This is a genomic window from Chitinophaga oryziterrae, assembly GCF_009758125.1.
Classification (GTDB): domain Bacteria; phylum Bacteroidota; class Bacteroidia; order Chitinophagales; family Chitinophagaceae; genus Chitinophaga; species Chitinophaga oryziterrae.
This window is the reverse complement of sequence record NZ_WRXO01000006.1, coordinates 171570-197599: the sequence shown is the minus strand read 5'-3', so window position 1 is coordinate 197599 and position 26030 is coordinate 171570. Positions and strand designations below refer to the sequence as shown.

Sequence of the window (26030 nt, the reverse complement as noted above, 5' to 3'; positions counted from 1 at the left end):
TTCTTCATCATTGACAACCTTACCATTTATAGTTTTGTGTCAATCTTGGGTTTAACAGCAAATCTGTTGTCGGTAAAGGGAATAAGTAATCTCTTTCTTCATTGAATGTTTTAGGTATAGTACCGTTTACAATGATGTTACCACCACTGGCACCATTTTCCAGTACCACATCTGTTCCCAGTTTTAAGAACTGTACATTAGGTGTGGAAGGCTGTGTACCGGAGTAAATCATCAGATCTGTAGCGCCATCTCCATCCAGGTCGTAGTTACCTTCTCCGGGGAAATAAGCGCCTTTATACTGGACAGCCAGGAGGTGTCCTTCTTTCCAGCGCATAATGTCATTCCAGACGAAACCTTCCATTACCAGCTCTATACGGCGTTCACGGCGGATTTCCAGGATGATACCTTTGTTGATACCGGATACGTGTGTGTATTGATTAGCCAGGTAAGGATCCGGAGCTATGTTGGCAGCGGCCATGTCCATGCCGGGCATCGCGACTCTGTCGCGCAGCAGTTTGATGGACAGGTCGAGGTCTGATTGGGTGATCGTTCCCAGTTCGGCCTTTGCTTCTGCATAGTTCAGCAGCACTTCCGCATAACGGATGACCGGCAATGGATTATAGGAATGGAGCAGCGCATCGTTCGCAGCTGATGTCACGAACTTAGTCAACTGATAACCGGTAACGGTGCCACCGTAAGAAGGAGCCAAAGTAACATTCCCATCTATACGTTTGTAACCAGGTGTACGGATAGTCTGGGATAAACGGGGATCACGGTTTTGTGTTTCCTGGTAGAACTGCATGGTAGTATAACCAGGGATATCCGTAAAACGGGAACCATCCTTCATCAGGTAACTGTTCACCAGGCTCTTTTCCAGGCCGGGCTTACCGAAAGAAGGCGCGGTAGTGTAATAGTTTACATTATGATAGATCTGTAAAGCAGCGCTGTATTGTCTTGCCAGGATCACCTCTTCCGGGATGACCGTTAAAGAGGAGAACAGGTTGCCATAAGCGATTTCAGGAGAGCTTTTGTAGATGGTATATACACCGGCATTCATGATAGTTTGCGCCGCATCTGCTGATTTTTGCAGGAAGCCGTTCGCATCAGGTAAAGAGAATTCGGTATGATACTTCCTGAAGGTCCCTTCGAACAGGCATACACGCGATTTTAAGGCCAGTGCCGTCCACTTTGTTACTTCAGCCACGTCTTTACCTGTACCGAGGTGCGCAATGGCAAAATCGAGGTCATTCAGCACAGAATCCATTACCAGGGTACGGGAGTCCCTGGGTTTATTCAGACTGGCAGTATCATTTGTTTCAATCACTTTGTTGTAGAAAGGTACGTCCCCGAAATGCGCGACCATGTTTGCATAAAAGTAAGCACGGAAGAACTTCGCCACGGCCACGTATTTGTAAGTGATACTGGTATCCAGTCCGCCCCGGTTATAGTTCTGTATAAAGTAATTGACATTACGGAGGCTGGTCCAGTCCCATCCCCCGCCGGACACAGGTACGCTACGGTTGCCTGTCAACTGAGGGGAAAGGCCTGTCAGCACAATATTGTTGGACGTTTCCCCATACAGGCTGGTGAAACCTTTTTCCTCACCATCCGGGTTCGGTAACATGTTATCGTAAAAAGAGTGTACGTACAATTGTAATTCACTCTCTGAATTAAATCCATTATCCGGAGATATCTGTGACAGTGGTTGTCTGTCGAGAAATTTCGAGCAACCTGACAGTAAAACCACACCGGCGAAAAACAGCATCCTTTTCATCTTATTAAGAGCTTTTAAAATTAGAAAGTAATATCAAACCCACCAGAGTATTGCTTGAAGAAAGGATAATCCCTTCCACCTGCATCATTTGCACTGGGGCTCACCTGTTCAGGATCGATGTATTTGGTTTTCATTTTTGTGAAGGTGAACAGGTTCTGACCGGTAAAGTATACACGCAGTTTCTGCATCTTAAATCTCTTTGTTAATGATACCGGCAGGTTATACCCCAGCGTTAAATTCTTCAAACGGACATAAGCCAGGTTCTGCAGGTATTTATCGTTGCTGACGTTCAGTTCACCACCGGAGTAGGCCGCATACCCTCTCAGCAGCGGGAAGTAAGCATTGGGATTACTTTCGCTCCAGATCTTGCTTTCGAAATCCTTAGGAACGAAGGAAGTGTATGGTCTGCCGTAGGGGCCCCAGAATTTGGAAGACTCCACGTTCGGGTACCAGTTTTGTTTTCCAATACCCTGGAAGAATACGTTCAGATCGAAATTACACCAGTTGAAACCAGCATTGAAGCCGAAAGAATAACGGGGTAATGAGTTACCGATACGACGTAAATCGCCATGATCAGCCAATGTATTTTTCCCTTCGTTGATGATCTTATCACCATTCAGGTCTTTGAATTTCAGATCACCGGCATGCAGCTTGCTCCATTCACCGGGAGAGGTCACGCGCTGGTCCCTGTCTATATAATCCTGGTTGATAGTCCAGCTCTGTGCTTCCGCTGCTGATTTGAAAAACCCATCTATGCTGTATCCCCAGATCTCACCTAACTGTTCTCCTACATAGTGATTACTCAGCAGGTTTTCAGGGTTATCGAATCTGGTGATCTTAGCCGTGTAATCCGATAACACGGCGCCTATACTGTAGGAGAACGGTTTACCCGCCAGTTCGCCTTTATCCTGCCATTTCACGGAGAGTTCGAACCCTTTGGTCAGCAGGTCACCCGCATTCTGCAAAGGAGATTTAGCGCCGAATACGGAAGGCAATGTTTTACCGGGGATCAGCATATTGGTGGTTTTACGGCGGTATTGGTCGTAGCTGATCTGCAAGCGGTTCTTCAGGAAAGCCGCGTCAATACCCGCATTGGTAGAAGCTGATTTTTCCCAGGTGAAATGTGGTGTGATAGGATCAGGAGCGGATAAGGTCTGCACCTGGTTGCCACCGGCCACCCATTTGCTGAGGGAGCTTTTCATTACCGGTACATAGGGATACAGGTTGCTGTTGCCTACGTCCTGGTTACCCAGTGAACCGTAAGAAGCTCTTAGTTTTAATTCGTTCACTATGTTTTTAACCGGACTGAAAAATGCTTCTTCACTGATACGCCATCCACCGGAAATGGAAGGGAAGAAACCGAAGCGCTGGTTAGCAGGGAAGCGTGAGCTACCATCATAACGGCCGTTCAGTTCTAACAGGTACTTTCCTTCGTAGTCGTAGTTCACACGGGCAAAGTAACCCAGTAATGCCCATTCTGAAGCGTTCCCACCGGTCGTTTGCGCACCGGTACCAAGGTCGATCTGGTTCAGGTCTTCAGATAAGAGGTTCTGACGTCCGATGGTATTGAGTTTATATTTCTGCAATTCCATGTTATAGCCTGCCACTGCTTTCAGGTTATGTTTACCTAAGTTTTTCCCGTAGGTAGCATAGAGGTTCACGGAATGATGCTGATCGAGGTGTGTGTTTTCAGTCAGGTTATCATTACCGGTTTTATTGATGATACCCGGATTAACAGACCAGGGAATGAAAGCGGTGCGCTGGTAATCGCTGTAGGGATCTAACTGGAAAGCGTAGTTACCGGTCAGGGATAAACCTTTAGCGATATTGGCGTTGAAACCAACGTTCTCTGTTAAGTTGTAATTCTTATTACCACCGTGGGACTTACGGTTTTGTAAATCGGCATATTCGTAAGCACCGTAGTTATTCAGGTTAGTTCTGAAGGTAAAGGTACCATCAGGATTTTTAGGCACATAGGAAGCCATTGCGTGGTTATAGATACCAGTCATGTTCTGGTTATAACCAGGCCATGTATAATCATTGGCGCCGAACTGTGTATTTGTGTAGGCAGTTAACCAGGAAGTAACGTGTACGTTTATTTTAGCCCTGAAGTTATAGGCGTTGTAAACGTCCTGACGCAGGTAATCCTGGAACATGCCTTTCTGCTGGTAGTAACGACCGGACATGAGGAAGTCCACTTTGTCGTTACCGCCGCTCATGCTGAAATGGTGTTCCAGACCAGGCTGACTTTTCTTGAAAAGGAAGTGCCACCAGTCGGTACTACCATAGTAAACGTACTGATTCTGACCATTACGGTTCTGGATGACTACGGAAGGCAGGGATTTATCTGTCTGCCGTTTTTTCAGTTCCGCCATATCATCTGCGTTGTAGCCGGTATAGGAGTTACCCACGTTGCGGGAGAAAGCGATGTCGGCCAGGTTCACCTGTGTGTAACCATCTGTGATGAAGTCGGTACGACTAGTCATCCGTTGAGAGCTGTAGCTGGTTCCGTAGTTGATACTCAGTTTACCGTTCTTCGCCTGTTTGGTCGTGACGAGGATCACACCGAAAGCACCTCTTGCACCGTAGATAGCCGCAGAAGCAGCATCTTTTAATACGGTGAGGGTTTCTATATCCTGTGGATTGAGCATGTCTATATTACCCGGCACACCATCAATTAAGATCAGCGGAGAACCGTTACTGTTAGAAACGGAAGCATATCCACGGATGTTGAAATTGCCGGTACTGCCGGGATGACCGTCACCGAAGGTAATGTTGAGGTTGGGAACAGCTCCTTGTAAAGCCTGGGCCACATTAGCCACCGGTTTGTCTGCGAACTGTTTTGCATCAACCTGTGAAACAGCGCCGGTAAGGTTCACTTTTTTCTGTGTACCATAGCCTACTACCACCACATCATTCAGGCCAATGCTTTTCTCGGTAAGGCGCACCATGAGTAAATTCTTACCCTTGTTATCTACGGTATAGCCGAGGTAATCATTCTTTTCATATCCCATAATAGAGAAATTAAAATCGTATTGTTTACCCACCTGTAAATTATGAAATATGAAATCCCCGTTAGGGTCTGTGAGCGTATTGAATTTTTGTCCGCTCCCCTTTTCCACTGCCTGTACAGCTACGCTGGGAAGTGATTCACCTTTTGCAGTGAGTACAGTACCATGAACGTCTGATACTGCGTTCTGTGCTACTGTCCTCTCTCTCATGAACATGATAAACAACAGGCATAAAATACCCTTGAACAGCGTTCTTGCTTGTCCCATTTTGATTAATTTTTATTGAATTTTGCTTACAGAATTATATAAGTACCGTCTTTGGAAGTGAGTGTAAGATTATTGATCCTGGCGATCGTTTTCAGGATCAGTTCTATTTTGTCTGTTGGCAGGACCTGTCCGGTGAAATACACGCCCGAGAGATTCTGTTCATCATACTGTATACTGATATGATATTTCTCTTTGAACAGTTCCAGTACATCTTTCAGAGGTGCATTATCGAACACCATATTATTATTCTCTATGCTGATACTCTTGTGTTTAACAGGTATGATCTCTGGTTTGTGTGATACCCGTATAATTTTGTTGCAGACCAGTTCCTCTCCCGGTTGCAGGTAGATATCTTTCCGGCTGTTCGTTCTTATCAATACCTTACCGGAGAAGAGTTTCACATGAAAACCTTTTACAGCGGATACCATAAAGGATGTTCCCAATGCAATCGTTGAGTAACCTTTCGTTTTTACGGTGAAAGGCTTTTGTTCGTTGGCAGCTACGGTGAATAAAGCCTTTCCTTCCAGATAGATCGTTCTGCAGGCGATGGAATCGTAGCGCATAGTAGCACCGCGTTCCAGTACGATGGCAGATCCGTCTTTTAATCGGATATTCATTTTATTGGCAGCGGTGATGGAAGTCCAGTTGGATACGGCTTTCGTTGCTATAGCTACTACATGTTTTACCGGTTGTTCCTTTTTCATAAAGAACAGGCAACCTATTAATAATATGCTGGCGGCTACTGCTATCTTTGGCCATAATCGGATGACCTTTGTACCGAAGGTGTTGGCACGGACCACGGATAACATTTCTGCTGAATATTCATTCTCCGGCGCATCTTCCCAATCTTCTTCCTGTTCATTTTCCATGAACCAGTCCATGACCAGCTTTGCTTCTTCCGGTGTGCATGTTCCGCTATAAAACTTATCTATTAAAACGTCGTCTGGTTTCATGTTGTATATATGTACACCGTGCTACCCGGGTATCCCCTACTGGTAACAATTCCTTAACAAAGCAGGATGACCATAATGATCATTAACTCTGCGGAAACAACCCTCATATGGTGATGGGCCTTGGTGATATGGTTTTCCACTGTTTTCACGGAGATAGACAATTCTTCCGCGATTTCTTTGTTAGACAACCCTTTGTGTACTTTGAGGAGAATGATCTTTTTACGTACGGGGGATAATGTGAGGGTTATTTTATTGAGGTAGTCATTGATCTCGAAACGGTTATCCGATTCGTAATCGGCCCGTTCACCGGAATAGTCCGTTTCTCTTATTTTACGCCTGTTTTCCAGACGGAGATGATTGATATAGATGGATTTGGCGATGATATAGACCTGCTTTTCTACCGGATGCTGTTCGGAGAGGCTTTCCCGGTAATGATAGATACGGATAAAACATTGTTGGGTAAGGTCTTTCGCTACTTCCGGCAGCCGGGTCTTTTTAAGGAAAAAGTTGAAGACCCGTCCATTTAAGCGGTGATACATCTCTACAAAGGCATTCTCATCCCCTTTCTTTATTAATAGAATGTTGTTCATTGCAGACCCTTTACTTTGTGGCACCCTGCAAAGTTAAAATATGATGTGTGGGGTGTATATTACCATCTTATTAAGATTTTGAGTAGTAGTTACAAACAGAGGGCTACTGACGGAGCCCTCTGCTTGTAGTTGGTTAATGAAATAGAGATGCTAACTTCTGTTGCAGTTCTTCTCCCCGCAGGTTCTTTGCGATGATCGTTCCGCCGGGATCTATGAGCACATTCTGCGGAATGCTTTTCAGATTGTATAGACCTACGACCTCACTTCTCCATCCTGTAAGTTCGGATACCTGTGTCCAGCGTTCCAGGTGATCGTCATTGATGGCTTTGATCCATTTGTCCCTGTCATCTTCTTTATCCAGGGAAACACCCAGGACGGTGAAGTTCTTATCTTTGTAAGTATCAAAGGCCTTTACCACATTCGGGTTTTCTGCACGGCAGGGTTTGCACCAGCTTGCCCAGAAATCTACCAGTACATATTTACCTTTGAAAGAGGATAAAGAAATTTTAGTGCCTGTGGTATCTGATGATATAAAGTTTGGCGCCTTACCTCCTATCAATATCGTTTTGCGGCTATCGATCTTTTTGGCAATAGCCAGGCCAAGGTCGGTTTGTTTTAATGGCGCTGCCAATGAATTGAAGGCCGAATCAACTTTACCCAGGCGCTCTGTTGTCAGATGCCATATTAATGATAAGAGGCTGAGGTAAGAGTTGGGATGACCTTTGATATAAGCGAAATCTATGGCTGCTTTTTTTACGATGATGTCTTCAAAAGTGGCCTGATAATTTTCACCATAGGCTTTTTTATCCTGGAGCGCTTTGGGCGTATTTTCGAATTCCGTCATCAGATTGACTAACCTGGCTTCTTCCGCGTCCTTCTTTTTCTCCATGGCAGCGAAGTCCAGCACCAGTTGCGAGCCCTTTACAGATGAGTGTATCAGTGAGTCTTTGGTACTGATGGTAATGGTACCAGAGGAAAGGAGTACTACCAGGTAATCAGCGTTTCTTAATGTCAGTTTGTCTTCTCCTTCATGTACCATGATGATCCTGCCCATTACAGGTTCTTTTACGGTCCCTTTAAAGGAGAATACACCGTTTTTAAGGACCGAAGAATCTGTTACCATCTGTCCTTCTTCTTTCATGTAAGAAAGCCAGGCCGTAGCGGGCCGGGTTGTTTTACCAACCAGTCCTTTGATGCTGAAATTTTGTTGTGAGAATCCTGCCAGTGGTAACAAGGCAAGGAGACCAGTGATTAGTTTCATATGGGTCAGTTTAAGAGTGAGGCCAATTTTTCCTGTAATTCTTCACCGCGCAGATCTTTCGCAATGATCTTCCCGTCGGGGCCTACCAGAAAGTTCTGGGGGATAGCCTTTACGTTGTAGAGTGCAGCAACCGGATTCGTTGCGCTCTGCAGATCGGCCAGTTCTGTGAACTGTTCCAGGTGATCATCCGCGATGGCTTTCAACCATTGTGCTTTTGCACCGGGGTAATCCAGGGAAACGCCTACTACGGTAAAGTTTTTATTTTTGAAGGTGTTAAAGGCTTTTACCACGTTCGGGTTTTCTGCACGACAGGGTTTGCACCAGCTTGCCCAGAAATCTACCAGTACGTATTTGCCTTTAAAAGAGGATAAGCTGATCATTTTACCGGCGGTATCCGCCTGGGTGAAATCAGGAGCAGGTGCGTTGAGGTCTACTAATTTGTATTTTGCGATTTCAGCCCCGGCAAGCCTGCCAAGACGGGAATCGCGTATATCCGCAGACATAGCGTTGAAAAGTGGCTCTATTGTCATCGTTACAGGCAAAGAATTGATGTATACCTGGAGGATCATCAGACTCATATAAGAGTTGGGATGCATTTTGATGTAACCCAGATCGTAGTCCTCGAATGCTTTCCTTGCTGCAAGTACTTCAGCACCGTGTTCTTTATCGAAGTTTGTATTGCCTTCTCCCTGGTAAGCTATACGCAACTGTGCCAGATCCCTTAGCTTTTTCTCCATGGGAGCTTTTGCTTTTACCATCGCGTTGTAGTCTATGTTCAGCGGGGTGCCAGATAAAGTAGCATGTGTTAATGAATCCGTCGTGTTTACTTTGATGTTGCCCTTTTCCAGCATAACGAAAGTGCGGTCCACACTTCTTGCGCCTTTGACCGGTTCTCCGTTGTGCATCAGCATCAGGCCGGCATCTATGGGATCGGTAACAGCGCCTTTGAAGGTGAATACACCATTTACGACATCTGCGGAGTCTAATATTATCGTACCGGCAGTATCGCGGTAGTTCAGGTATGCTTTAGCCGGGCTGTTCAAATTGCCTGCTTTGCCTTCTATGGTAAATTGTTGTTGTGCAAAACCGGCAAATGACAGTAAAGTGAGTGCACTGGTGATCAATGTCTTCATTATGATGAGTTTATTAGTTTAATAAGGTGGCCAGTTTTTCCCAAAGCGCATTGCCATGAAGGTTGCGGGCAACGATACGGCCATCAGGACCTACCAGGAAATTCTGGGGAATTTCCTTTACATGGTACAATACGGCCACTTCGTTTTTTCCTCCTTTCAGGTCGGAAAGTTGTGTCCAGGGCAGTTTATCATCAGCGATGGCTTTCAGCCATCTGCTTCTGCCATCGGGCCTGTCCAGCGAAATACCTACGATCGTGAAATTCTTTTTGTTATAGTCATTATAAGCCCGCACCACTGTCGGATTCTCTGCACGGCAGGGACTGCACCAGCTGGCCCAGAAATCTACCAGCACGTATCTGCCTTTGAAAGAAGACAAAGACACCATGTTACCGGAGGTATCTGTCTGGGAGAAGGCAGGAGCCATGGCACCGATATCCAGTAATTTGAACTGTGCGATCTGCTCCTGTAATGCTTTACCTTGTGGCGACGTCTTAATGTTTTTATTTAAAGCATTGAATAAAGGTCCTGTTACCTGGCTCACGGATTCTGATCCTACATATTTATCCAGGATATCCAGGGAGATCACGGAGGACGTATGTGTTTTTGCAAAGGATAGTTCTGTCTGTTTCAACAGTTCTATATCTTTCTTATAGTCTGCTTCCATTTTCAGAATGGATTTTTCATCAAATTCTCCTTTTGAAGCCGCATCATTGAAACTGAAGATAATGTTCTTCATATCATTGTATACAGGTGTACGGGCGTGGTTCAAAGCAGATAGGTCCGTATTCCGCACGGAGCCTTTTACGGTTGCCTTATACAATGAATCGGCAGAGGTAATGCTGGTTTCACCTGGTTCCAGGTAAAAGTTCAGTACGTCTAAGCTGGCGTTTTTAAAGTCTTCTTCATTTCGTACTTTCAGCAGTACTTCCATAAAGAATTTAAACTTTACTTTATTGTATGTGAGCAGTAAAGATGCTTTACGGGCTTTGTCTACGGAGCCATGGAATTCGAAGTTCCCGTTCTTTACATCCGAAGAATCAAACCTGTTTTCTCCTTTGGCATCTTCATAATACATGAATACTTTGGACGGTGCATCCCACTTCCCAACGGAACCTTTGAGGGAATAGGTATCCTGCGCGATGGCCGCAGCAGGGAGCAGCAGCATCGCTGATAAAAGAAATCTGATCATTATTATGGCATTTTAAATTCTAAAGTTGTTAATACTTTTACCAGGAGATCATATTTGGTCAATACCAGCGGATAATCAGCATACTTCTGTGCGAATTCGTCTGCTGATAATACCAGTACCACATCCAGATAATTAGCCAGGTCTGTTGTTTGGTCACCGGTAGGATAATAACCGGGATATTCGGTACCATCTGTCAGCAATCCGTATGCTTCTTTGGGCTGATAGGGAATATAACCAGGGTAACTTCCATCACCATAAGCATATTTATTATAGTAGGCAGCGCTGACTGCGTAGAAGTCTTTCAGCAGATCATCATGTTGCGCCAGTTGTGTCAACAGAATGTTTTTGAAGATATCCTTCTTATATGCTTTGAGTACATCTTCCGGCATTGTTTTTATCTCTCCTACCCTGCCTACAGCCAGTGTTTGTAATCCCAGGTAAGCATTGAGGATGACCTGTTGTTTGTAGATGTTATATGTGTAAACAGAATCGGCCAGCAATATGGAGTAAGGGCGCAAACCAGCACCCAGAGAAGGCAGGATCTCGTCTTTGACGAAATTGACACCCGACAGGACATCATCCTGGCTATGCAGGTAACGTACGGTGACCAGTGAATCGTAGCTGGTGATATGATATCCTACATTCAGCAGCGTCAACGGGCTGGTGGTAAGGGTATCCGTATATAATACAGGTACGCCGGTTGATTTATACAGCAGGTAAATCTGGTGATCTGCATCGCTGGCCGCATTATCCATACGGATAAAAGGGTCATTTATGCTGGCGGACGGAGCAGGTGTATGGTCCTTTTTGCAGGAGAATAACACCGCGGTGAGCAACAAAAGACTTATATATTTCTTCATATAGTTTCCTGTTTAAAAATGAATTAGAATGTTCTGTCCTGGCGTGCGGGATTTTGTTTTAACACACCCTGGTTGTACAGGATGGCCGCAGCAGGGACAGGGACCAGATAATCAGGATCACCTGGCAGCAAGGTAAGTGTGGCCTTCAGGAAAGGCGCAGAGCCATACGCTACGTCTGAATAAGGATGTGTGATCACTTTGGAGAACGGATATTTCGTATTGATGGCATACCGTTTCAGATCAAACCAGCGGTGTCCTTCAAAGCAGAGTTCACGTCTTCTTTCGTCGCGGATGAAATTGATCAGGTCAGCCCCTGTTGCATCCACCGGTGTGTAATCAGCAGGCAGGAACCTGGACTTTCTAAGTGTATTGATGGCCGCGATAGCATCTGTCGATTTGTCCAGCATAGCAGTAGCTTCCGCTTTATTCAGATAAGCCTCTGCATTACGCAGGAAGAAGTTATCAGAGAATATTTCCGTAGGCGTCACATTATAAACAGAAGACCTGTACATTTTAGTGTAGCGGAACTTGCCCAGGTTATCTATTTCAAAGAAAGCGCCCCGACGCAGATCTGTTTGTTCGTAGAGGTTCATCAGGTCGTCTGAAGGCTGGAAGTTCTTGGGGACATTTTCCGGCATCAGGAAGATCATGGCATTACCGCCCTGTGTGAATATGGATTCCGGAGAACCCGTAGCCAGGAAACTGGTATGCGCTTTATAACCTGCCAGGTTGAAGAGCTGAGGTCTTCTGGCGATGACCTTATCCGCCGCCGCCGCCGCTTTTTCCCAATCCTGCATATAGAGGTAGACCCTGCTTTGCAGGATGTTTACCGCGTTTACGTCCGCATGGTACAGAGAAGATTGTGATACACCATCCAGCAGGGATTCTGCTTCATTCAAATCAGTCAGCATCTGACGATAGACACTATCCACTGTTGATCTTGAGAAGAACTTATCTTCTACATATTCAGTTATTTTCAGTGGCACACCGGGATCTGTAGCTGCTGTTGCAGGATTATAAGCAACTGCATAGGTGTTTATCATGTAGAAGTAATAATTAGCCCGCAGGAAAAGCGCTTCTCCCCTGATCCTTTTTAATTCTGCCGGGTTGTCTTTCAGCTCTGCTGCTTTTTGTGCAATGATATTCACTGCATTGATGCTAACATATACTTTGGGCCAGTTATCATCGCTGCTGACACTGTAGGCTTTAGATACAAAGGGATTTGCCTGCCAGGTATAGAATCCGAACACGTCATCCCTTGCATCATAGTAATATGGAGATTTTACACATTCTGTGATATCATCATCCATTGAATTTAACCAGGGGAAGAAAGCTGATTTAGGGTCTGAGCGGTAGCTGCTACCATTAATAGCTGTGATATGGGCCATGTACCCATCACCGTTCAGGACTTCTTCCAGTTTTTGCCAGTCGTTGGCATATTGCAGGTTCTGCGACTGTTCGTCCAGGAATTTCTTACAGCCTGATGCCAGTATTATTATAAGAAAGAAATAAATTGATCTCATTGCACTGTTTTTTAAAATGACACATCGATACCGAAAGAATAAGTTGGACGGGCAGATAACTGAACGGTGTTATCAAAGCCAGCCTGTTCAGGGTCCTGGCCTTCCAGTTTTTTGCTGGCAAAGGTGTACAGGTTGGTACCTGCCAGCATTATGGACGCGGATCTCATCCCGTATTTCCTCAGCAGGTTATCCGGCAGTGCATAGCGGAAGTTCACTGTTTTCAGTTTCAGGAAGTTTCCGCTGGCTATTCTTACATCTGAGTTATCGTACATCTGCCACATGTTATCGGCATACTGGTATGGCTGTCCGACCGACCAGTGTGTAAGCGTTCTTGCGTAGTCGTTACCTGATAATAGTCCGGGGATGTTTGTGTTCGCTTCATCACCCGGTTTGCGCCAGCGGCGCAGGAAATCGCGGTTGACGTTCTTTTCCGGCAGAGGGGCTGCGGAACCATACAAGATGGAGCGATTATCTGCACCTGTATATAATTTCATCAGCCTGATCTTAGATCCCAGGCTATAGGCAAAGTTAAAGCTCAGGCTAAAGTTATGATAGGTGAATGAGTTGCTGATACCGCCCTGGATAGTAGGGACACGGTTACCGGATGGAGCCATGACCTGCTGGTAAACCTGGTCGGTTGTAAGTCCTTTGTATTTATCTGCATTGGACGGATCGTCATTTTTGTAGGTAGGGTTTCCTTTCAGGTGATCCAGTCCGTTGAACTGGTATGAATAGAAAGTATTGACAGCTTTATCATTGATGATCTGGTTGCCTTTGAGATAAGCTGCATAGGTGTTGGCATTAGATACGCCCACTGACTGATTCAATCCGTTGTTGTTAATGGCCTTCGCCAGCAGTTTATTAATGACCTGACCCAGTTGCGGATCTATCCTCCATGAGAATCCGTTTTTACCACCGCTCTTTACCGGGTTAAAGCTAAAGGCTACTTCTATCCCCTGGTTTTCGATGGTACCTGAATTTACGATGTAGGTAGTACGTCCGTTCACGTCACTCACCTGTTTATCCAGGAAAGCGTTTTTCGTCTTTTTATAGAAGTATGTCACTGACCCTATGATCTTGTTGTGTAAGAGGGAAAAGTCCAGTGCGGTATTCACCTCACCGTTCTTTTCCCATTTTAGATTAGGGTTAGGATAATAGGCGATATTTGAATAGTACTGACCAGTAACAGGGTCTACGGAACCTTGTTTGATGATGAGTTCAGGGGTCTGGTTTTCCAGCATATTGCCCTGATAACCGTAAGAAGTTCTCAGTGCCAGCATATTCACTGTTTCTGAGTTTTTGAATAAGTCTTCCGAGAGGTTCCATCTACCGGAAACGGACCAGGTAGGCAGGAATTTTTCACGACTGCGGGCACCGAATTTATTGGAGAAATCCGTTCTTGTATTAAAGTTCAGAATGTATTTACTGTTGATCGTATAACTACCGGAGAAATAGCCGGAAGCCAGATTGGTAATACCATCCTGTATCTGATCTACATTGGTGATATTAGCCCATTTTGCATAGGCAGGATATTTTACAGGATCTATAGGAGCAAAGGATTGTCCTCTGTCTGACATATATCCTCTTCTTACGGTTTTTAATCCGCGATAGGTATTAGAAGATACTTCTGTCCCCACGATCACATCTACCCTATCTTTTCCGATTGGTTTACCGTAGTTTACCTGTCCGCGTACCAGGTATGAGCTGTTACGTATGTTATTTGCCTGTAGCTCTCCCCCATAAGGCAACAGTGTTTGGGCAGGATCGGGACTCACTTTATACTCACTTCTTCTTAAGCTGGCCGCATAAAAAGTGTTCTCTTCATAAGAGATCTCTTCCCCTGTATTATTATTGGCATAGGAAAACAGGACAGTAGCATTGAGGTTGGGATTGAATTTATAATTCAGATTGGTATTCAGATTAAGACCTGTGATATTACTTACATCCTGTGAATGCTGCATTTCATTCACGATGTTAAAGTTGTAATAGGAATACGATACAGGATCGAATGACTTGTAGTAACTGAGGTCGTTACCGTTTGTATAACCGGGGATAGCTCTGCTGGTGCCATATGCATAGGACAGCGCATTTACAGAAGAAGCTACGTATTTTCTTTTTTCCACGTTGTTACGCAAGTTAAATTCCCAACTGAGTTTTTTGGTCATATTGGCATTTAGCTTTACGAATGCGGTATATTGGTTTACGCCTTCACCTTTTAGTGTACCCATTTGCGTGGCTTCACCCAGGGAAGCGAAATAGTTTATTTTATCACTACCACCGGAGATGCTCAGATTGTTTTGGGTAGAGATGGCATCGCGGGTAATGATCCTGAACCAGTCGGTGTTATTGGTTTCCAGTGTATGCACGTTCTGTTCGAATTCTGCATAGGTAGATTTACCGGTGTACAGATCATTTAAAGCCCCTTCATATCCTATGTTGTTGATATTAGCAGGATAAGCCAGGCCGCTGTTGATCACATCGCGGGAGTAATCTATACGCTCGCGGGAGTTCATCAGGTTGATGTTATGATCTGTGTAGCGGGGACGGCGGGTGTAGGTAGTAGCGTTGTTGAAGCTGACTACCGGTGGGCCGGCGTGGCCTTTTTTTGTGGTGATGACTATTACACCGTTGGCCGCGCGAACACCGTAGAGCGCAGTAGCCGACGCATCTTTCAGTACATCTATCTGTTCTATATCGAAAGGTTTTAAGCCTGAGATAGCGTTGCCGAGGCGGTTCACAAAGTCGAGGTCATTGATGGTCTGCGGATCTACGCCGACAGGGTCGTTTACTACGACTCCATCTACTACCCATACAGGCTCACGGCTGCCGAGAATAGTAGAAGTACCGCGGATACGTATTTTAGGGGAGGCCCCTACTTCACCGGAATTGTTCACGACGAAGAGACCGGGCACACGACCTTCCAGCGCCTGGTCTATGGAGTACATGCCGGGCACTACGATATCAGCCGCTTTTAAGGTGGTGATAGCGCTGGTGAGTTTACGGCTGTCTATTTTCTGGTAGCCGTTGGAAACGATCACTTCTTTGAGGGATGTTTCCTGTAGCGCAAGTGTGATATCCAGGTTTGCACCCGGATCAGCGTTGATGAAATAAGGCTTATATCCTATGAAGGATATCAGGAGCCGGTCCCCGTTTACGGCATCCACAGAAAAATGGCCTTTTTTATCGGTGGTAACGAAGCGGCCTTTTGTGAATACCGCCACGGTAGCGCCGGGTAAGGGGTTACCGGTAGCTGAATCTTTTACAACACCTTCTACGGGTAATTGTATGCTTATCTGTACATCTGTTTTTTTAGGCACTATCATCACTGTTTTGTTTTCTACAACAAAAGACAGTGGCTGATTATTGAGTACCATGTTCAGGAAATCCAGCAGTGGCATGTTCTTTACATCATATGTTACAGGTCTGGCATTCTGCAGCATATTTTTGGTATAGAAAACAGCGTAACCTGTTTGTTTTTTGATGGCAGTGAATACATTTTCCAACGGTACTTCTTTCCCGGAAAATGTAACTGACTGTGCGTTGATGCTGACACTAAAGAATAGCATGGTTATGACAATACATGTCCTGTAGCAAATAGTTTTTGCTTTTATCATCTCTCCAATTTTGGTTGATTATATAAACTACTGTCCCCTTTTTATTTGCTGATCACGAGTCGTTTCCCATCCTCAATGCGGTAGTGTACATCTACTTTAGAGAGGAAGAATAAGATCTTTGATAAACTTACATCTCGTCCTAATTCACCTTCAAATTTTATATCCGGGATGCCGTTTTCGTAGACTACATCAATGTTGTACCATCTTGCAAGCTGGCGCATTGCTTCGTCGAAAGGCATGTCCTGGAAATTAAATAGTCCTTCTTTCCAGGCGAGGGCCTGGTCTATATTTGCCTGCTGAACTTTTATTCCTGTTGTGATGATGGCCTGCTGCCCTGGCGAGAGGGTAACAGACTGGCTGGCTGCGTTTATTTTTATTGCACCTTCAGTTAATGTTGCCTGGATGCGGTTTTCATCCGCATAAGCATTGATATTAAAATGTGTTCCTAATACGTCTATTGTTGTTTCGTTGCTGAGTATTACTTTGAAAGGCATGGCTGCGTTTGCAGCTACCTCAAAATAAGCTTCCCCGGTAATGTTTACAGTTCTTTCATTGCCGGTGAAGGCTGTTGGGTATTTAATGGAAGAAGCCGCATTCAGCCATACCCTGGTACCATCCGGTAATACCAGCTGGAATTGCCTTCCACGGGTGGTGGTGAGTGTATTATAAGCTATTGTGCCGGTGGCAGCATCTTTATTATACGCCAACTGTCCGTTATTTAATAATAGTGTTGCACCGTTTTGCGTAGCTACGGTACCGTTATACAGGCTATCGAGTGTTACCTGTTTACCATCTGATAATGTAAGTATAGCCCCTTGTTTACCTGGCTGCGCATCATTGATGAATTTAGCCGCCAGTTGCTGGTGTTGTTGTCTTTGTATCCCCCAGGTGGCGATACATAATATAAGGATTGCCGCCGCTGCTGCTGTCCACCATCTTTTAACAGGGATGGTGCGGGTTTTACCTTTTTCCATGATGCGTTGAAAGAGTCTTTCTTCGCGTTCCGGGTCCGGGACCCCTCTGAAGTTCTTTTCGCGCAGGAGAGCGTCCAGGTGAGCCGGTAGTTCATCATTCCCGATGTTGTCGAGAAAGTGCTGTGCTTCCTGTGGCGATAGCTTATCTGCCAGATAACGTTCTAAGAGATCTTTAAAATCGCTCATAATTAAAGGTGTCCATTATAAAGACTACAAAATAACCGGTATGAACTATGGTTGACGAAAAAATATTTTGAGGAGGCATAAAACCAGCAGCCAGCCGTTGGTTTTGTGCTGTAGGTAGGTCCTGATGATTTTCAGGGACTGTACGATATGATTTCTGACGGTGTTCCGGGAGATATTTAATTTTTCGGCTATTTCTTCATGGGAAAGGCCCTGATCCCGGCTAAGGCGGTATACGAGTTGTTGCTGGGTAGTCAACTGGCCGATAGCCTGGTTGATCATCTCCTGGGTTTCTTTGGTAAGCAGGGAGATATCGGCGTTATGTTCACTGGTTTCGAAATAGTCTTTGATCTGGTCGCGGAAGGTATCTTCGCGGGATCGTTTTTTTAACTCAGTATAGATGTGGTTACGGGCCATGATGAAGAGATAATCTTCAAAACGTTCAATACCAACAAATTGTGCTCTTTTTTGCCATATTTTCAGGAAGATGTCCTGTACCATGTCCTCTGCGAGTTCTACGGACTTTGTGAGGGCCAGGGCAACATTGTATATATTATCCCAATGGAGGTGGAATAGATGCCGGTATGCCTGTTCATCACCGGCAGCAACTTTTATTAAAAGCTCTTTTTCACTGATTGCATTATCGTACATCCGTGGATAAAGATAACAGATAGTAATGAGATTCGCTCATCCTGCGTTCATCCTACGTTGTTTAACGAAGGGGTAACGCAGGATGGGTGGCGGAGTTGCTTTTCGGGTGTATAAAAGTGCGCGGTTAGAGCGGCTTTAGACTGGATCTTATCCGGAAAAAATCAGTAAATTAGGGGTATGGCAAAATGGATATCATCTGAACCTCCGCCCTTTACAGGGACACAAGACGGCCTCACTGTATACCGGTTACAGGGAGAGCAGTATTATGTGCGCCTGCAAAGCTCTATTACCGGTAAAAGGATTAAGAAAGATAAAGCTTTTGCAGGGTTCAGGGAGAGTTCCTCGAGGATGCGGGTGGCGTCCCGTCTTGCTTCGGCTGTTTACCGGCAGTTTGCGGTAAAGGAGTATCCCTTATACCGGGAGATGACCGGGAAGGCCATTTTATGGCTGAAGGAAGGTGTTCCAGTTTCTGTCATTGAAGAGCGGTTACAGCAGGCATACCTGTCAAAGTGCGCGGTTAATATGGCTGAGAGTAGGCGGAGCCATGCTTCAGACATGAATGAGAGTAGCCTTAGCCATGCCTCACCGCTTATTAAAGTACAGGTCAAAGGACTCTTTCACATCCCCAAGATCTTCAAAACCGGGTTTAATAAAACCAAGGGAAGGCGCATCCAGGTCGTGAATCGTATTTATAATAAGAAAGCTTATTATGATAAAGATGACCGCGGAAATATGCATCTGGTTATGATGGACCTTATTAATAAATCCCATCAACACGCCTATCAGCAGGGAGAAAATTACGAGGATAAACAGGATCAGATGTGGCGTATTTTCATGATATGAGTACATTAGTCTGTAGTACACATCCTCCATCTGCTCAATCAATCCCATTAATTCATTTACTTCCTTTTCTTTTGGATCAATAACGCCATTTTATCGCCTGTTTCATGGATGTATGCCACTCTTTCCCTGTGATGGCTGGCCGCCTGTGCCAGGGAGAAGGAGATCAACAGGGCATAAAACCCTACTAACCCGTTTTCCATTCCATTCATATTTCTTCTTCAGCACCCTTCTGGCGAAGAGTACCCCTATGTATAAGCTTAACAGCAACAGTAAAGGATATATGAGCAGATAAAAGATGTATGAGGTCATGTGAGGGAGATTGGATGTTTAAATTTAATGTCTTTTTGTCTGATTTTCGATACTGCCTCAGTTTGAATATTATGACAGATGTTGTTGATCATAAATACACTGCATCTGACTGTTTAGTTCCCTGATTTAGCTTTGGAATATGGGTTCAGCATTTGTTTTTCAATTTAACTTCACCTAATATTCACGTCAGATAAGGTGTATTTATCGATCAACAACATCTGGCGCGAAGATTATGCTACTTGCGCGGGGAGCAGTGTAGATTACCAGAAGTTGTTGATCATAAATACACTGCATCTGACTGTTTAGTTCTCTGATTTAGCTTTGGAATATGGATTCAGGATTTGTTTTTCAATTTAACTTCACCTAATATTCACGTCAGATAAGGTGTATTTATCGATCAACAACTTCTGGTGCGAAGATTATGCTACTTGCGCGGGGAGCAGTGTAGATTACCAGAAGTTGTTGATCATAAATACACTGCATCTGACTGTTTAGTTCCCTGATTTAGCTTTGGAATATGGGTTCAACATTTGTATTTCAATTTAACTTCACCTAATATTCACGTCAGATAAGGTGTATTTATCGATCAACAACATCTGGCGCGAAGATTATGCTACTTGCGCGGGGAGCAGAAGATCGATAGGGCATAAAATCCTGCTACCCCCTTTTCCTATACTGATTAAAATATTGATTATCAAACAGGATAATTATTAAATACCAGAAATCCATCAGCAACCCCTTATACCTTTTTTAAATAATTTATTATAATTCGAAAATTTATATTTCCTTTGCGTTAATTTAACACAAAGAAGTAAGCTCATAATAAAATGAGAAAGGAAATAAAGTATATAAAAGGAGATGCAACAAAACCGGATGCTGAGGGGTGTGTGATCATCGCTCATATTTGTAATGATATTGGACGTTGGGGAAAAGGCTTTGTATTAGCATTGTCGGACCGTTGGGAACAACCCGAAACCGAATTCAGAGAATGGTATAAATCGCAGGATAATTTTAAACTCGGTGAGGTACAATTTGTAGAAGTAGAAAATAACATCTGGATCGCTAATATTATTGGACAGCATAAAATAGTTAATGATAAAAAGGGAAATCCCCCGGTCCGTTATGAAGCTATAGAAGCGGGCCTTAATAAAGTGGGTGATTTTGCCAGAAACTTAAATGCTACGGTACATATGCCGAGAATTGGCTGTGGGCTGGCAGGAGGAAAATGGGAGATCATAGAGCCACTGATCATTAAAGGTATTTCTGATAATGATATTGAAGTAACTGTATATGATTTGGAATGAAAACAATCACATTATATCGTCCGGTTGGTATACAGGAACTGGCATTAATCATTGATGCAGGCTGGAAGAAATTTCCACCAAGGCTCGACTGGCAACCGATATTTTATCCGGTACTGAATCAGAAATATGCTGAAGAAATTGCATTCCAATGGAATACAGCAGACGAATTCTCCGGGTTTTGCGGGATTGTAACTGCCTTTGAATTGAATGAGGAACATTATTCAAAGTATACTGTCCAAAATGTGGGTGGTGTAATCCATGAAGAGTTATGGGTTCCGGCCGAAGAACTTGAGCTTTTCAATAATAATATAGCAGGTATAATCTCTGTTAAGAAGGTGTTTTTCGGGAGCAACTTTGTGTTGCCCGAACATGAGGTACTGGCACAGGAGCTATTAAAATTTAAAGAAGATGCAGTATAATAACGATTGGCTTATTAAGAAATCTCAGGAAGGAGAAAATGTTCAATTCCTTTTCTTCTGGGGACACCGCCCTTCTAAAGACGGGAGCATTACGAAGAGCTGTTTTAGTCAGTGGTGGCCTTCCACATTTCATGTTGGAGGGAATGCCTACTTAACAGCGGAACACTGGATGATGGCGTCCAAAGCGAAGCTATTCGGGAATGATGACATAATCAGCGAAATACTGGAAGCACCTACTCCGGCAGAAGCGAAGAAACTGGGAAGAAAGGTGAAGAATTTTGATGCTGATCTTTGGGAGCAACATAAGTTCCGGATTGTGGTGGAAGGTAATTTCCACAAGTTTACCCAACATCCTGCACTAAAGATATTTCTGTTAAAAACAGATGAAAAGGTGTTGGTAGAAGCCAGTCCTGTAGATGCTGTGTGGGGAATTGGAATGGCTGAAGATAATCCTGAAGTTTTTAATCCTCAATCCTGGAGAGGTGAAAATTTATTAGGATATGCTTTAATGGAAGTACGGGACCAATTGAAATGAATGAAAATAGGAATAGAAAATTATAAAGCCTCCTGCAACTATCTGCCGGAAGCGGGCCAGCCTGCCGGTTAAGCAGCGAAGTTGCAGGAAGTCTTGTTTTAGTAATTATCATTGTCTGAATTGTAATGTTTTCATGAAACGACAGATATCGTTAATTATGCCCTGCCATAAGCGACAAATACACACATTAGAAACAGAATGCAGTTGTTAAGAACATTTTTTGGCTCGTGTCGTTTGTAGTGAATGATAGCGGCAGGAATCATAATAACGGCAAAACAGATGGCGGAAATTGCTGTCAGGATTGGAAGAATGTGAAGCAACAAAGGGAGGATAATTCCTATTGTCCCTAAAATTTCTGATATGCCGATAAAGCGAATCAAACCAGTTGGCAGACCTTCAACGCCGGTATTTCCGTTAGCCACTAATTTTTGTTCGGAGTAAATTGATTTTTGCACGCCCGAATACAAAAATACAGCAGCAATCAATGCTTGAAGAATCCAGAGAGTAGTGTTCATATCATTGCTATTTTCTACCACAAAGAACAGCACTATGTGAATAATTTCCTTTGATAATTGTCAAAAAATCAAATCTGCGAACGAATTCTGCTCAAAGTTTCCTGGGTGATGCCAAGATAAGAAGCAATCATTCCAAGCGGAACACGCTGAATAAATGTCGGATGAGTAGTCATTAAGGTTTGATAGCGTTGCAAGGCACTTGCAAAGTGCAGGTCGTCAAACTTCTGTTGCAATTGTACTAAGCCAAAACTTACAAGATTCCGGAAAAAATTCTCAATGTCATGGTGTTTACTACAAAGGCTTTCCAAATCGTTGTAGTGAACTGAAAAAAGAACGGAAGGTTCTAACAACTCGATTATCCGTCTATCGGGTTTCCGGGTAATGAAACTAATAATAGAACAAGCAAAAGAATTTTCATCACTAATCCAATCGGTAACATCTTTTCCGTCTTTCAAATAATAAGTACGTGTTAAACCGCGGTCAATAAAATAAAGGAAATTACAAACCGCATCTTGTTTTACAAGAATGTGTCCTTTGGGAAGCGTTAATTCTTCCAGGCAAGATGAAAGTTCCTGTTTACTATCAGCAGATAAATCCGTGAATTGTGAAACTGTTAAAAAAAATTTATCCATTTTCTTTTTGCGGGTTAAAAGTTATGTCAACTTCTTTGTAATATAGTGTAATACCTTCGGTGCTTTCGACTTATTTCGTAACAAAGTATTGCGATGACTTTATTCTTTTGTTTACATATGGTAAGCGGGCCCTGCTTAAATAATTATTTGCTTAACATTCAAGTCCGGTTAACAGGATAAACCGGAAGAATTATAGAAAAGCCCGCAAACAGCGGCTTCTGCAGGCTTTTACTGACTTCTGGTCTTGTTAAATTATATCTTTTCGATAAGGCTTATATAAATACGTTTTTTGTTAATGCAATTATTATTTTGTTTGGAATCTGAATAAATTTACTAACTTAATATAGTGAATGCAAGAAGACTAACCCCTGGATAACCAGTTATATTCCCGTTATTTTTCACCCTCAAAACCAATTCTATGGAACCAAAAATCAGTAACAGTACCCCACTTAAAAATGCGCTGAATGCTGTACAACTTTGTAATGTAGCCATGGACTACGATCCTGTCCTGGACATAGGAAAGCTCATGCCGGGCTGGAAAATAGTCTGGAATGGCGGCCAGGTAACTGACCCCAATTACGCATTTGTTGCGGTAGACGCTACCGGGCAAAATTATGCGCTGACCATCAGAGGCTCAGTTGTTACCAATGGTATTTTCAACGATTGGGATACTTTTGTCGATTGGGCCCTGGAGGACCTGGATGTAGCATTGGCATACTGGCCTTTTGCCAATACTTCAATGCCCTGTGTCAGCGCAGGGGCTTATGTCGCTTTCACGAGTATGCTGCTTATGCAGGACTCGCTGGGATCTGACCAGTTCCTTATCGATTATCTGTTAGCCAATACAGTCGGTAAAGGCAAACAGCTGATCATTACGGGACATAGCCTGGGCGGCAATATGGCCAACGTGTATGCGTCTTACTATGTAGAGACGCTTAAACGGAAAGGGTTGCCCTCCGACAACATTTCCCTTTTTACTTTTGCAGCACCGGCCTCCGGTAACAGCGATTTTGCCGATGACCTGGATGCCAAATTGCCTACGGCATGGCATTATCAGAATACAAATGATGCTGTTCCCAATTTCCCGGTTGCAGAAGGGCTCGCTGCTACAGGTAATCTGTATTCACCCAAACCAGCGGCATCTGCAATTACGGTCACCTTTGAGCAGCAGCAGATTAAGCTGCAAAAGGTTTTTCAACTACTTGGAGAATTATTCCTCCTCGCTGGTTACCAGCAACCACAAAATAACTACGTTACTTTTACAGCCAACCTGGACCCTAATTATGAGAACAATACTATCCAGGACTGGTTGAACCAGGCGGGTCAACAACATCAACTGTTTAACTACGCGGGCTATTTCGGTATAAAGCTGCCATCGCTGACAAGAAAGCCAGTTATACACGCCGTTTAAACAATCTTTCTAAAATAAAAAGGGCGTCTGCTATGGTGAAAAACACATGGCAGTCGCCCTTATGCATGTTATGATCTTAAAACATAAAAAAAACGGAAGGCAGGTTAAGCACCTATGAGCTTGACGGGGTGAGAAGTACCTGTATTATTTATGAGAGAACTTGCTTCTGATCCTGCTTAAGGTTTCCCTTGATACACCCAGGTAAGAAGCGATCATGTGCAAGGGAACGCGATAAAAAATATCGGGGAAAGATGTCATGAAATACTGATATTTTTCTTCGGCGGTATCACTGATATTGCTCATTATCCTGTTTTGGCTGGCATCAAAACTCCTCGACTTAAGCCCTTCTATAAAGTTCTTGAATCTGGGTATGCTTGTCATTAAATAAATGAAGGCCGTTTTTTCTATCAATATAACTTCAGCGTTTTCCAACGCATCTATATTGCTTTTTGACGGGTTCCCGGTATTGTAACTTTCATGGTCACTGATCCACCAATTCTCAACGGCAAAACGAAGTATGTGTTCCGTTCCGTCCTCGCCAACCCTGTAAGAGCGAAGACAACCTTTTACAATAAAGCAGTTATGAAGACAAACGTCACCTTCCTGAAGGAGATATTGTCTTTTCCTTATCTTTTTTTCGATACTAACAGCACGCACCGCATCCAGTTCGTCCGGTGTCAGGTCTGCTTTTTCCTTTAAGTAAATTTCGAAAGCTTTAAACATAGATCAATCGCAATAAAACAAATCTACAATAAATGGCCGTTTTTACAATTTCAAAATTGGTGACTGACTAAAATGACCAGGCTAACGATCTCTCCTGAAAAGCCTTTTACATTTTTGATCGCAAATATCGTGATGTCATTCTATACCCTTAATTACTGTGATAAAAGTCACAGGTATTTTGCTTTAAATGTCCTTGTCCCGGACGTACTGTTCCCGCGACCTTTGTGTACTATCTTATTATTAAGATTTAAACATAAGAACATATGTCAAAGACGATTTTAATAACCGGAACAAGTTCCGGATTCGGAAAGCTGATGGCTTTGGACCTCGCTGCAAAGGGATACACGGTAATTGCGGCTATGCGTAGTATAGCCACTAAAAATGCCGGTATAGCAAAGGAATTGAACGCTATACCTAACATCGAAGTGGTTGAAATGGATGTGACCAGCGCAGAATCAGTAAATGCTGCTGTTGAAGTAACAGTCAAAAAATACGGGCAGATCGACGTATTAATCAATAATGCGGGAATAACAGGTTTTGGGCTGTTCGAAGCAACATCCATTGAACAAATGAAAAATATTTTCGAAGTAAATCTTTGGGGTACCGTACGGAATCTTCTTGCGGTGCTGCCGTCTATGCGCGAGCACCGTTCGGGTCTGATCATTAATATTACCAGTGGTTTGGGCTTAATTACCGCGCCGTATCTCGGGCCATATAATGGATCGAAATGGGCCATTGAAGGAATAACTGAAACTATCCGTTATGAGGTTAAGGACTATGGGATTGAAACGGTAACGCTTCAACCCGGCGCCTATCCGACAGGTATTAGTGAGAAACCGGAAAATGGATCTGACAGGCCGGAGATAACAGCAGCTTATGGCAGCGAAGCGTTGGAAAAAATCCAAAAATTCGGCGGCATTATGTATGGAAAGATCGATGAATATAAAATGGACCCGCAGGAAATTGCTGATGCAGTAACCAAACTGGTAGAGATGGCACCTGGTACAAGACCATTTTATACCACTGTCAACCGGGTTACCGGTAACCTGGAACAAGAATATGCAAATACAAAAATTCCATATAATCAGGAATGGATAAAACGAATGGGCTGGGGCGAATGGTTATAAGCAGGGTATTCATTCGAATGTTTAAGCGATAAGACTTTATTCATGGCCGTTTCGAATTTGAAACGGCCATGAATAAATAATCTTTTCCTCAACTTTTATTTGAAGTCCCCAATATTTGATATATCAACTAGTTCCTTTAGGATTGTGAAAATTAAGTGGCTTTGTTTTATTCAAATCCGACTTTTTTGTACCGAAGCTTGTCGCTTCGGAATTTTGCCATTCAGGCTGT

The 26030-nt window shown here is 43.7% G+C and carries 22 protein-coding genes; 6 read left to right on the top strand and 16 right to left on the bottom strand.

From position 1 onward, the window contains the following. Nucleotides 1–19 precede the first annotated feature (19 nt). From GO495_RS20575 to GO495_RS20520, 12 genes are all read right to left on the bottom strand, one after another. Nucleotides 20–1774, bottom strand: coding sequence for a RagB/SusD family nutrient uptake outer membrane protein (locus GO495_RS20575; RefSeq protein ID WP_157301610.1), 1755 nt, complete (start codon nucleotides 1772–1774; stop codon nucleotides 20–22). A gap of 20 nt (nucleotides 1775–1794) precedes the next feature. Next, entirely contained in the window at nucleotides 1795–5052 is a 3258-nt protein-coding gene (locus tag GO495_RS20570; protein ID WP_157301609.1) for a SusC/RagA family TonB-linked outer membrane protein, read from the bottom strand. 26 nt (nucleotides 5053–5078) lie between these two features. After that, entirely contained in the window at nucleotides 5079–6005 is a 927-nt protein-coding gene (locus tag GO495_RS20565) for a FecR family protein (RefSeq protein WP_157301608.1), read from the bottom strand. A gap of 53 nt (nucleotides 6006–6058) precedes the next feature. Further along, nucleotides 6059–6595 (bottom strand): RNA polymerase sigma factor, encoded by a 537-nt coding sequence (locus GO495_RS20560; RefSeq protein WP_157301607.1) that lies wholly within the window; start codon nucleotides 6593–6595, stop codon nucleotides 6059–6061. 133 nt (nucleotides 6596–6728) lie between these two features. Further along, entirely contained in the window at nucleotides 6729–7856 is a 1128-nt protein-coding gene (locus GO495_RS20555) for a TlpA disulfide reductase family protein (protein WP_157301606.1), read from the bottom strand. A gap of 5 nt (nucleotides 7857–7861) precedes the next feature. Beyond that, a complete protein-coding gene (locus tag GO495_RS20550) occupies nucleotides 7862–8989 on the bottom strand; it encodes a TlpA disulfide reductase family protein (protein ID WP_157301605.1) in 1128 nt (375 codons plus the stop codon). A gap of 13 nt (nucleotides 8990–9002) precedes the next feature. Then, nucleotides 9003–10178, bottom strand: a complete 1176-nt coding sequence (locus GO495_RS20545; protein WP_157301604.1) for a TlpA disulfide reductase family protein — start codon at nucleotides 10176–10178, stop codon at nucleotides 9003–9005. 2 nt (nucleotides 10179–10180) lie between these two features. Next, nucleotides 10181–11038 (bottom strand): hypothetical protein, encoded by an 858-nt coding sequence (locus GO495_RS20540; protein ID WP_157301603.1) that lies wholly within the window; start codon nucleotides 11036–11038, stop codon nucleotides 10181–10183. A 23-nt stretch (nucleotides 11039–11061) separates the two neighbouring features. Next, nucleotides 11062–12561, bottom strand: coding sequence for a RagB/SusD family nutrient uptake outer membrane protein (locus GO495_RS20535; protein WP_157301602.1), 1500 nt, complete (start codon nucleotides 12559–12561; stop codon nucleotides 11062–11064). An 11-nt stretch (nucleotides 12562–12572) separates the two neighbouring features. Further along, nucleotides 12573–16175: a SusC/RagA family TonB-linked outer membrane protein gene (locus tag GO495_RS20530; protein ID WP_157301601.1), complete on the bottom strand. Its 3603-nt coding sequence runs from the start codon at nucleotides 16173–16175 to the stop codon at nucleotides 12573–12575. 41 nt (nucleotides 16176–16216) lie between these two features. Next, nucleotides 16217–17335 (bottom strand): FecR family protein, encoded by a 1119-nt coding sequence (locus tag GO495_RS20525; RefSeq protein ID WP_157301600.1) that lies wholly within the window; start codon nucleotides 17333–17335, stop codon nucleotides 16217–16219. Between the two features lie 45 nt (nucleotides 17336–17380). Further along, entirely contained in the window at nucleotides 17381–17983 is a 603-nt protein-coding gene (locus GO495_RS20520; RefSeq protein WP_157301599.1) for an RNA polymerase sigma factor, read from the bottom strand. A gap of 177 nt (nucleotides 17984–18160) precedes the next feature. On the opposite strand from GO495_RS20520, the gene GO495_RS20515 reads away from it, so the two are divergent. Further along, nucleotides 18161–18826, top strand: a complete 666-nt coding sequence (locus GO495_RS20515) for a hypothetical protein (protein WP_157301598.1) — start codon at nucleotides 18161–18163, stop codon at nucleotides 18824–18826. 56 nt (nucleotides 18827–18882) lie between these two features. On the opposite strand, the gene GO495_RS20510 is transcribed toward GO495_RS20515, so the two are convergent. Continuing rightward, entirely contained in the window at nucleotides 18883–19026 is a 144-nt protein-coding gene (locus tag GO495_RS20510; protein ID WP_157301597.1) for a hypothetical protein, read from the bottom strand. 936 nt (nucleotides 19027–19962) lie between these two features. Here GO495_RS20510 and GO495_RS20505 point away from each other — a divergent pair. The 3 genes from GO495_RS20505 to GO495_RS20495 are packed head-to-tail and all read left to right on the top strand — an operon-like array spanning nucleotide 19963 to nucleotide 21393. Continuing rightward, on the top strand, nucleotides 19963–20439 hold the full coding sequence (locus tag GO495_RS20505; protein ID WP_157301596.1) for a macro domain-containing protein: 477 nt from the start codon (nucleotides 19963–19965) through the stop codon (nucleotides 20437–20439). Beyond that, nucleotides 20436–20858: an ADP-ribosylation/crystallin J1 gene (locus GO495_RS20500; RefSeq protein ID WP_157301595.1), complete on the top strand. Its 423-nt coding sequence runs from the start codon at nucleotides 20436–20438 to the stop codon at nucleotides 20856–20858. The genes GO495_RS20505 and GO495_RS20500 overlap by 4 nt, the downstream gene beginning before the upstream one ends. Next, the gene (locus GO495_RS20495; RefSeq protein ID WP_157301594.1) at nucleotides 20848–21393 is read left to right on the top strand and encodes an NADAR family protein; all 546 of its coding nucleotides are present in this window, start codon (nucleotides 20848–20850) and stop codon (nucleotides 21391–21393) included. Before GO495_RS20500 ends, GO495_RS20495 begins: the two co-directional genes overlap by 11 nt. Nucleotides 21394–21548: 155 nt before the next feature. Here GO495_RS20495 and GO495_RS20490 read toward each other — a convergent pair whose 3' ends face one another. Continuing rightward, nucleotides 21549–21908 carry a DoxX family protein gene (locus tag GO495_RS20490; RefSeq protein WP_157301593.1) on the bottom strand — a complete coding sequence of 120 codons (360 nt, stop codon included), beginning with the start codon at nucleotides 21906–21908 and terminating at the stop codon, nucleotides 21549–21551. A gap of 68 nt (nucleotides 21909–21976) precedes the next feature. Continuing rightward, complete coding sequence (locus tag GO495_RS20485; RefSeq protein ID WP_157301592.1) at nucleotides 21977–22540, bottom strand: Crp/Fnr family transcriptional regulator; 564 nt, start codon at nucleotides 22538–22540, stop codon at nucleotides 21977–21979. Between the two features lie 418 nt (nucleotides 22541–22958). Here GO495_RS20485 and GO495_RS20480 point away from each other — a divergent pair, with 418 nt between their 5' ends. Next, complete coding sequence (locus tag GO495_RS20480; RefSeq protein ID WP_157301591.1) at nucleotides 22959–23951, top strand: lipase family protein; 993 nt, start codon at nucleotides 22959–22961, stop codon at nucleotides 23949–23951. 144 nt (nucleotides 23952–24095) lie between these two features. Here the strand turns inward: GO495_RS20480 and GO495_RS20475 are convergent, their stop codons facing one another. Continuing rightward, complete coding sequence (locus GO495_RS20475; RefSeq protein ID WP_157301590.1) at nucleotides 24096–24674, bottom strand: Crp/Fnr family transcriptional regulator; 579 nt, start codon at nucleotides 24672–24674, stop codon at nucleotides 24096–24098. Nucleotides 24675–24937: 263 nt separating this feature from the next. Between GO495_RS20475 and GO495_RS20470 the strand changes: the two genes are divergently transcribed. Further along, nucleotides 24938–25801 carry an SDR family oxidoreductase gene (locus GO495_RS20470; RefSeq protein WP_157301589.1) on the top strand — a complete coding sequence of 288 codons (864 nt, stop codon included), beginning with the start codon at nucleotides 24938–24940 and terminating at the stop codon, nucleotides 25799–25801. Nucleotides 25802–26030 lie beyond the last annotated feature (229 nt).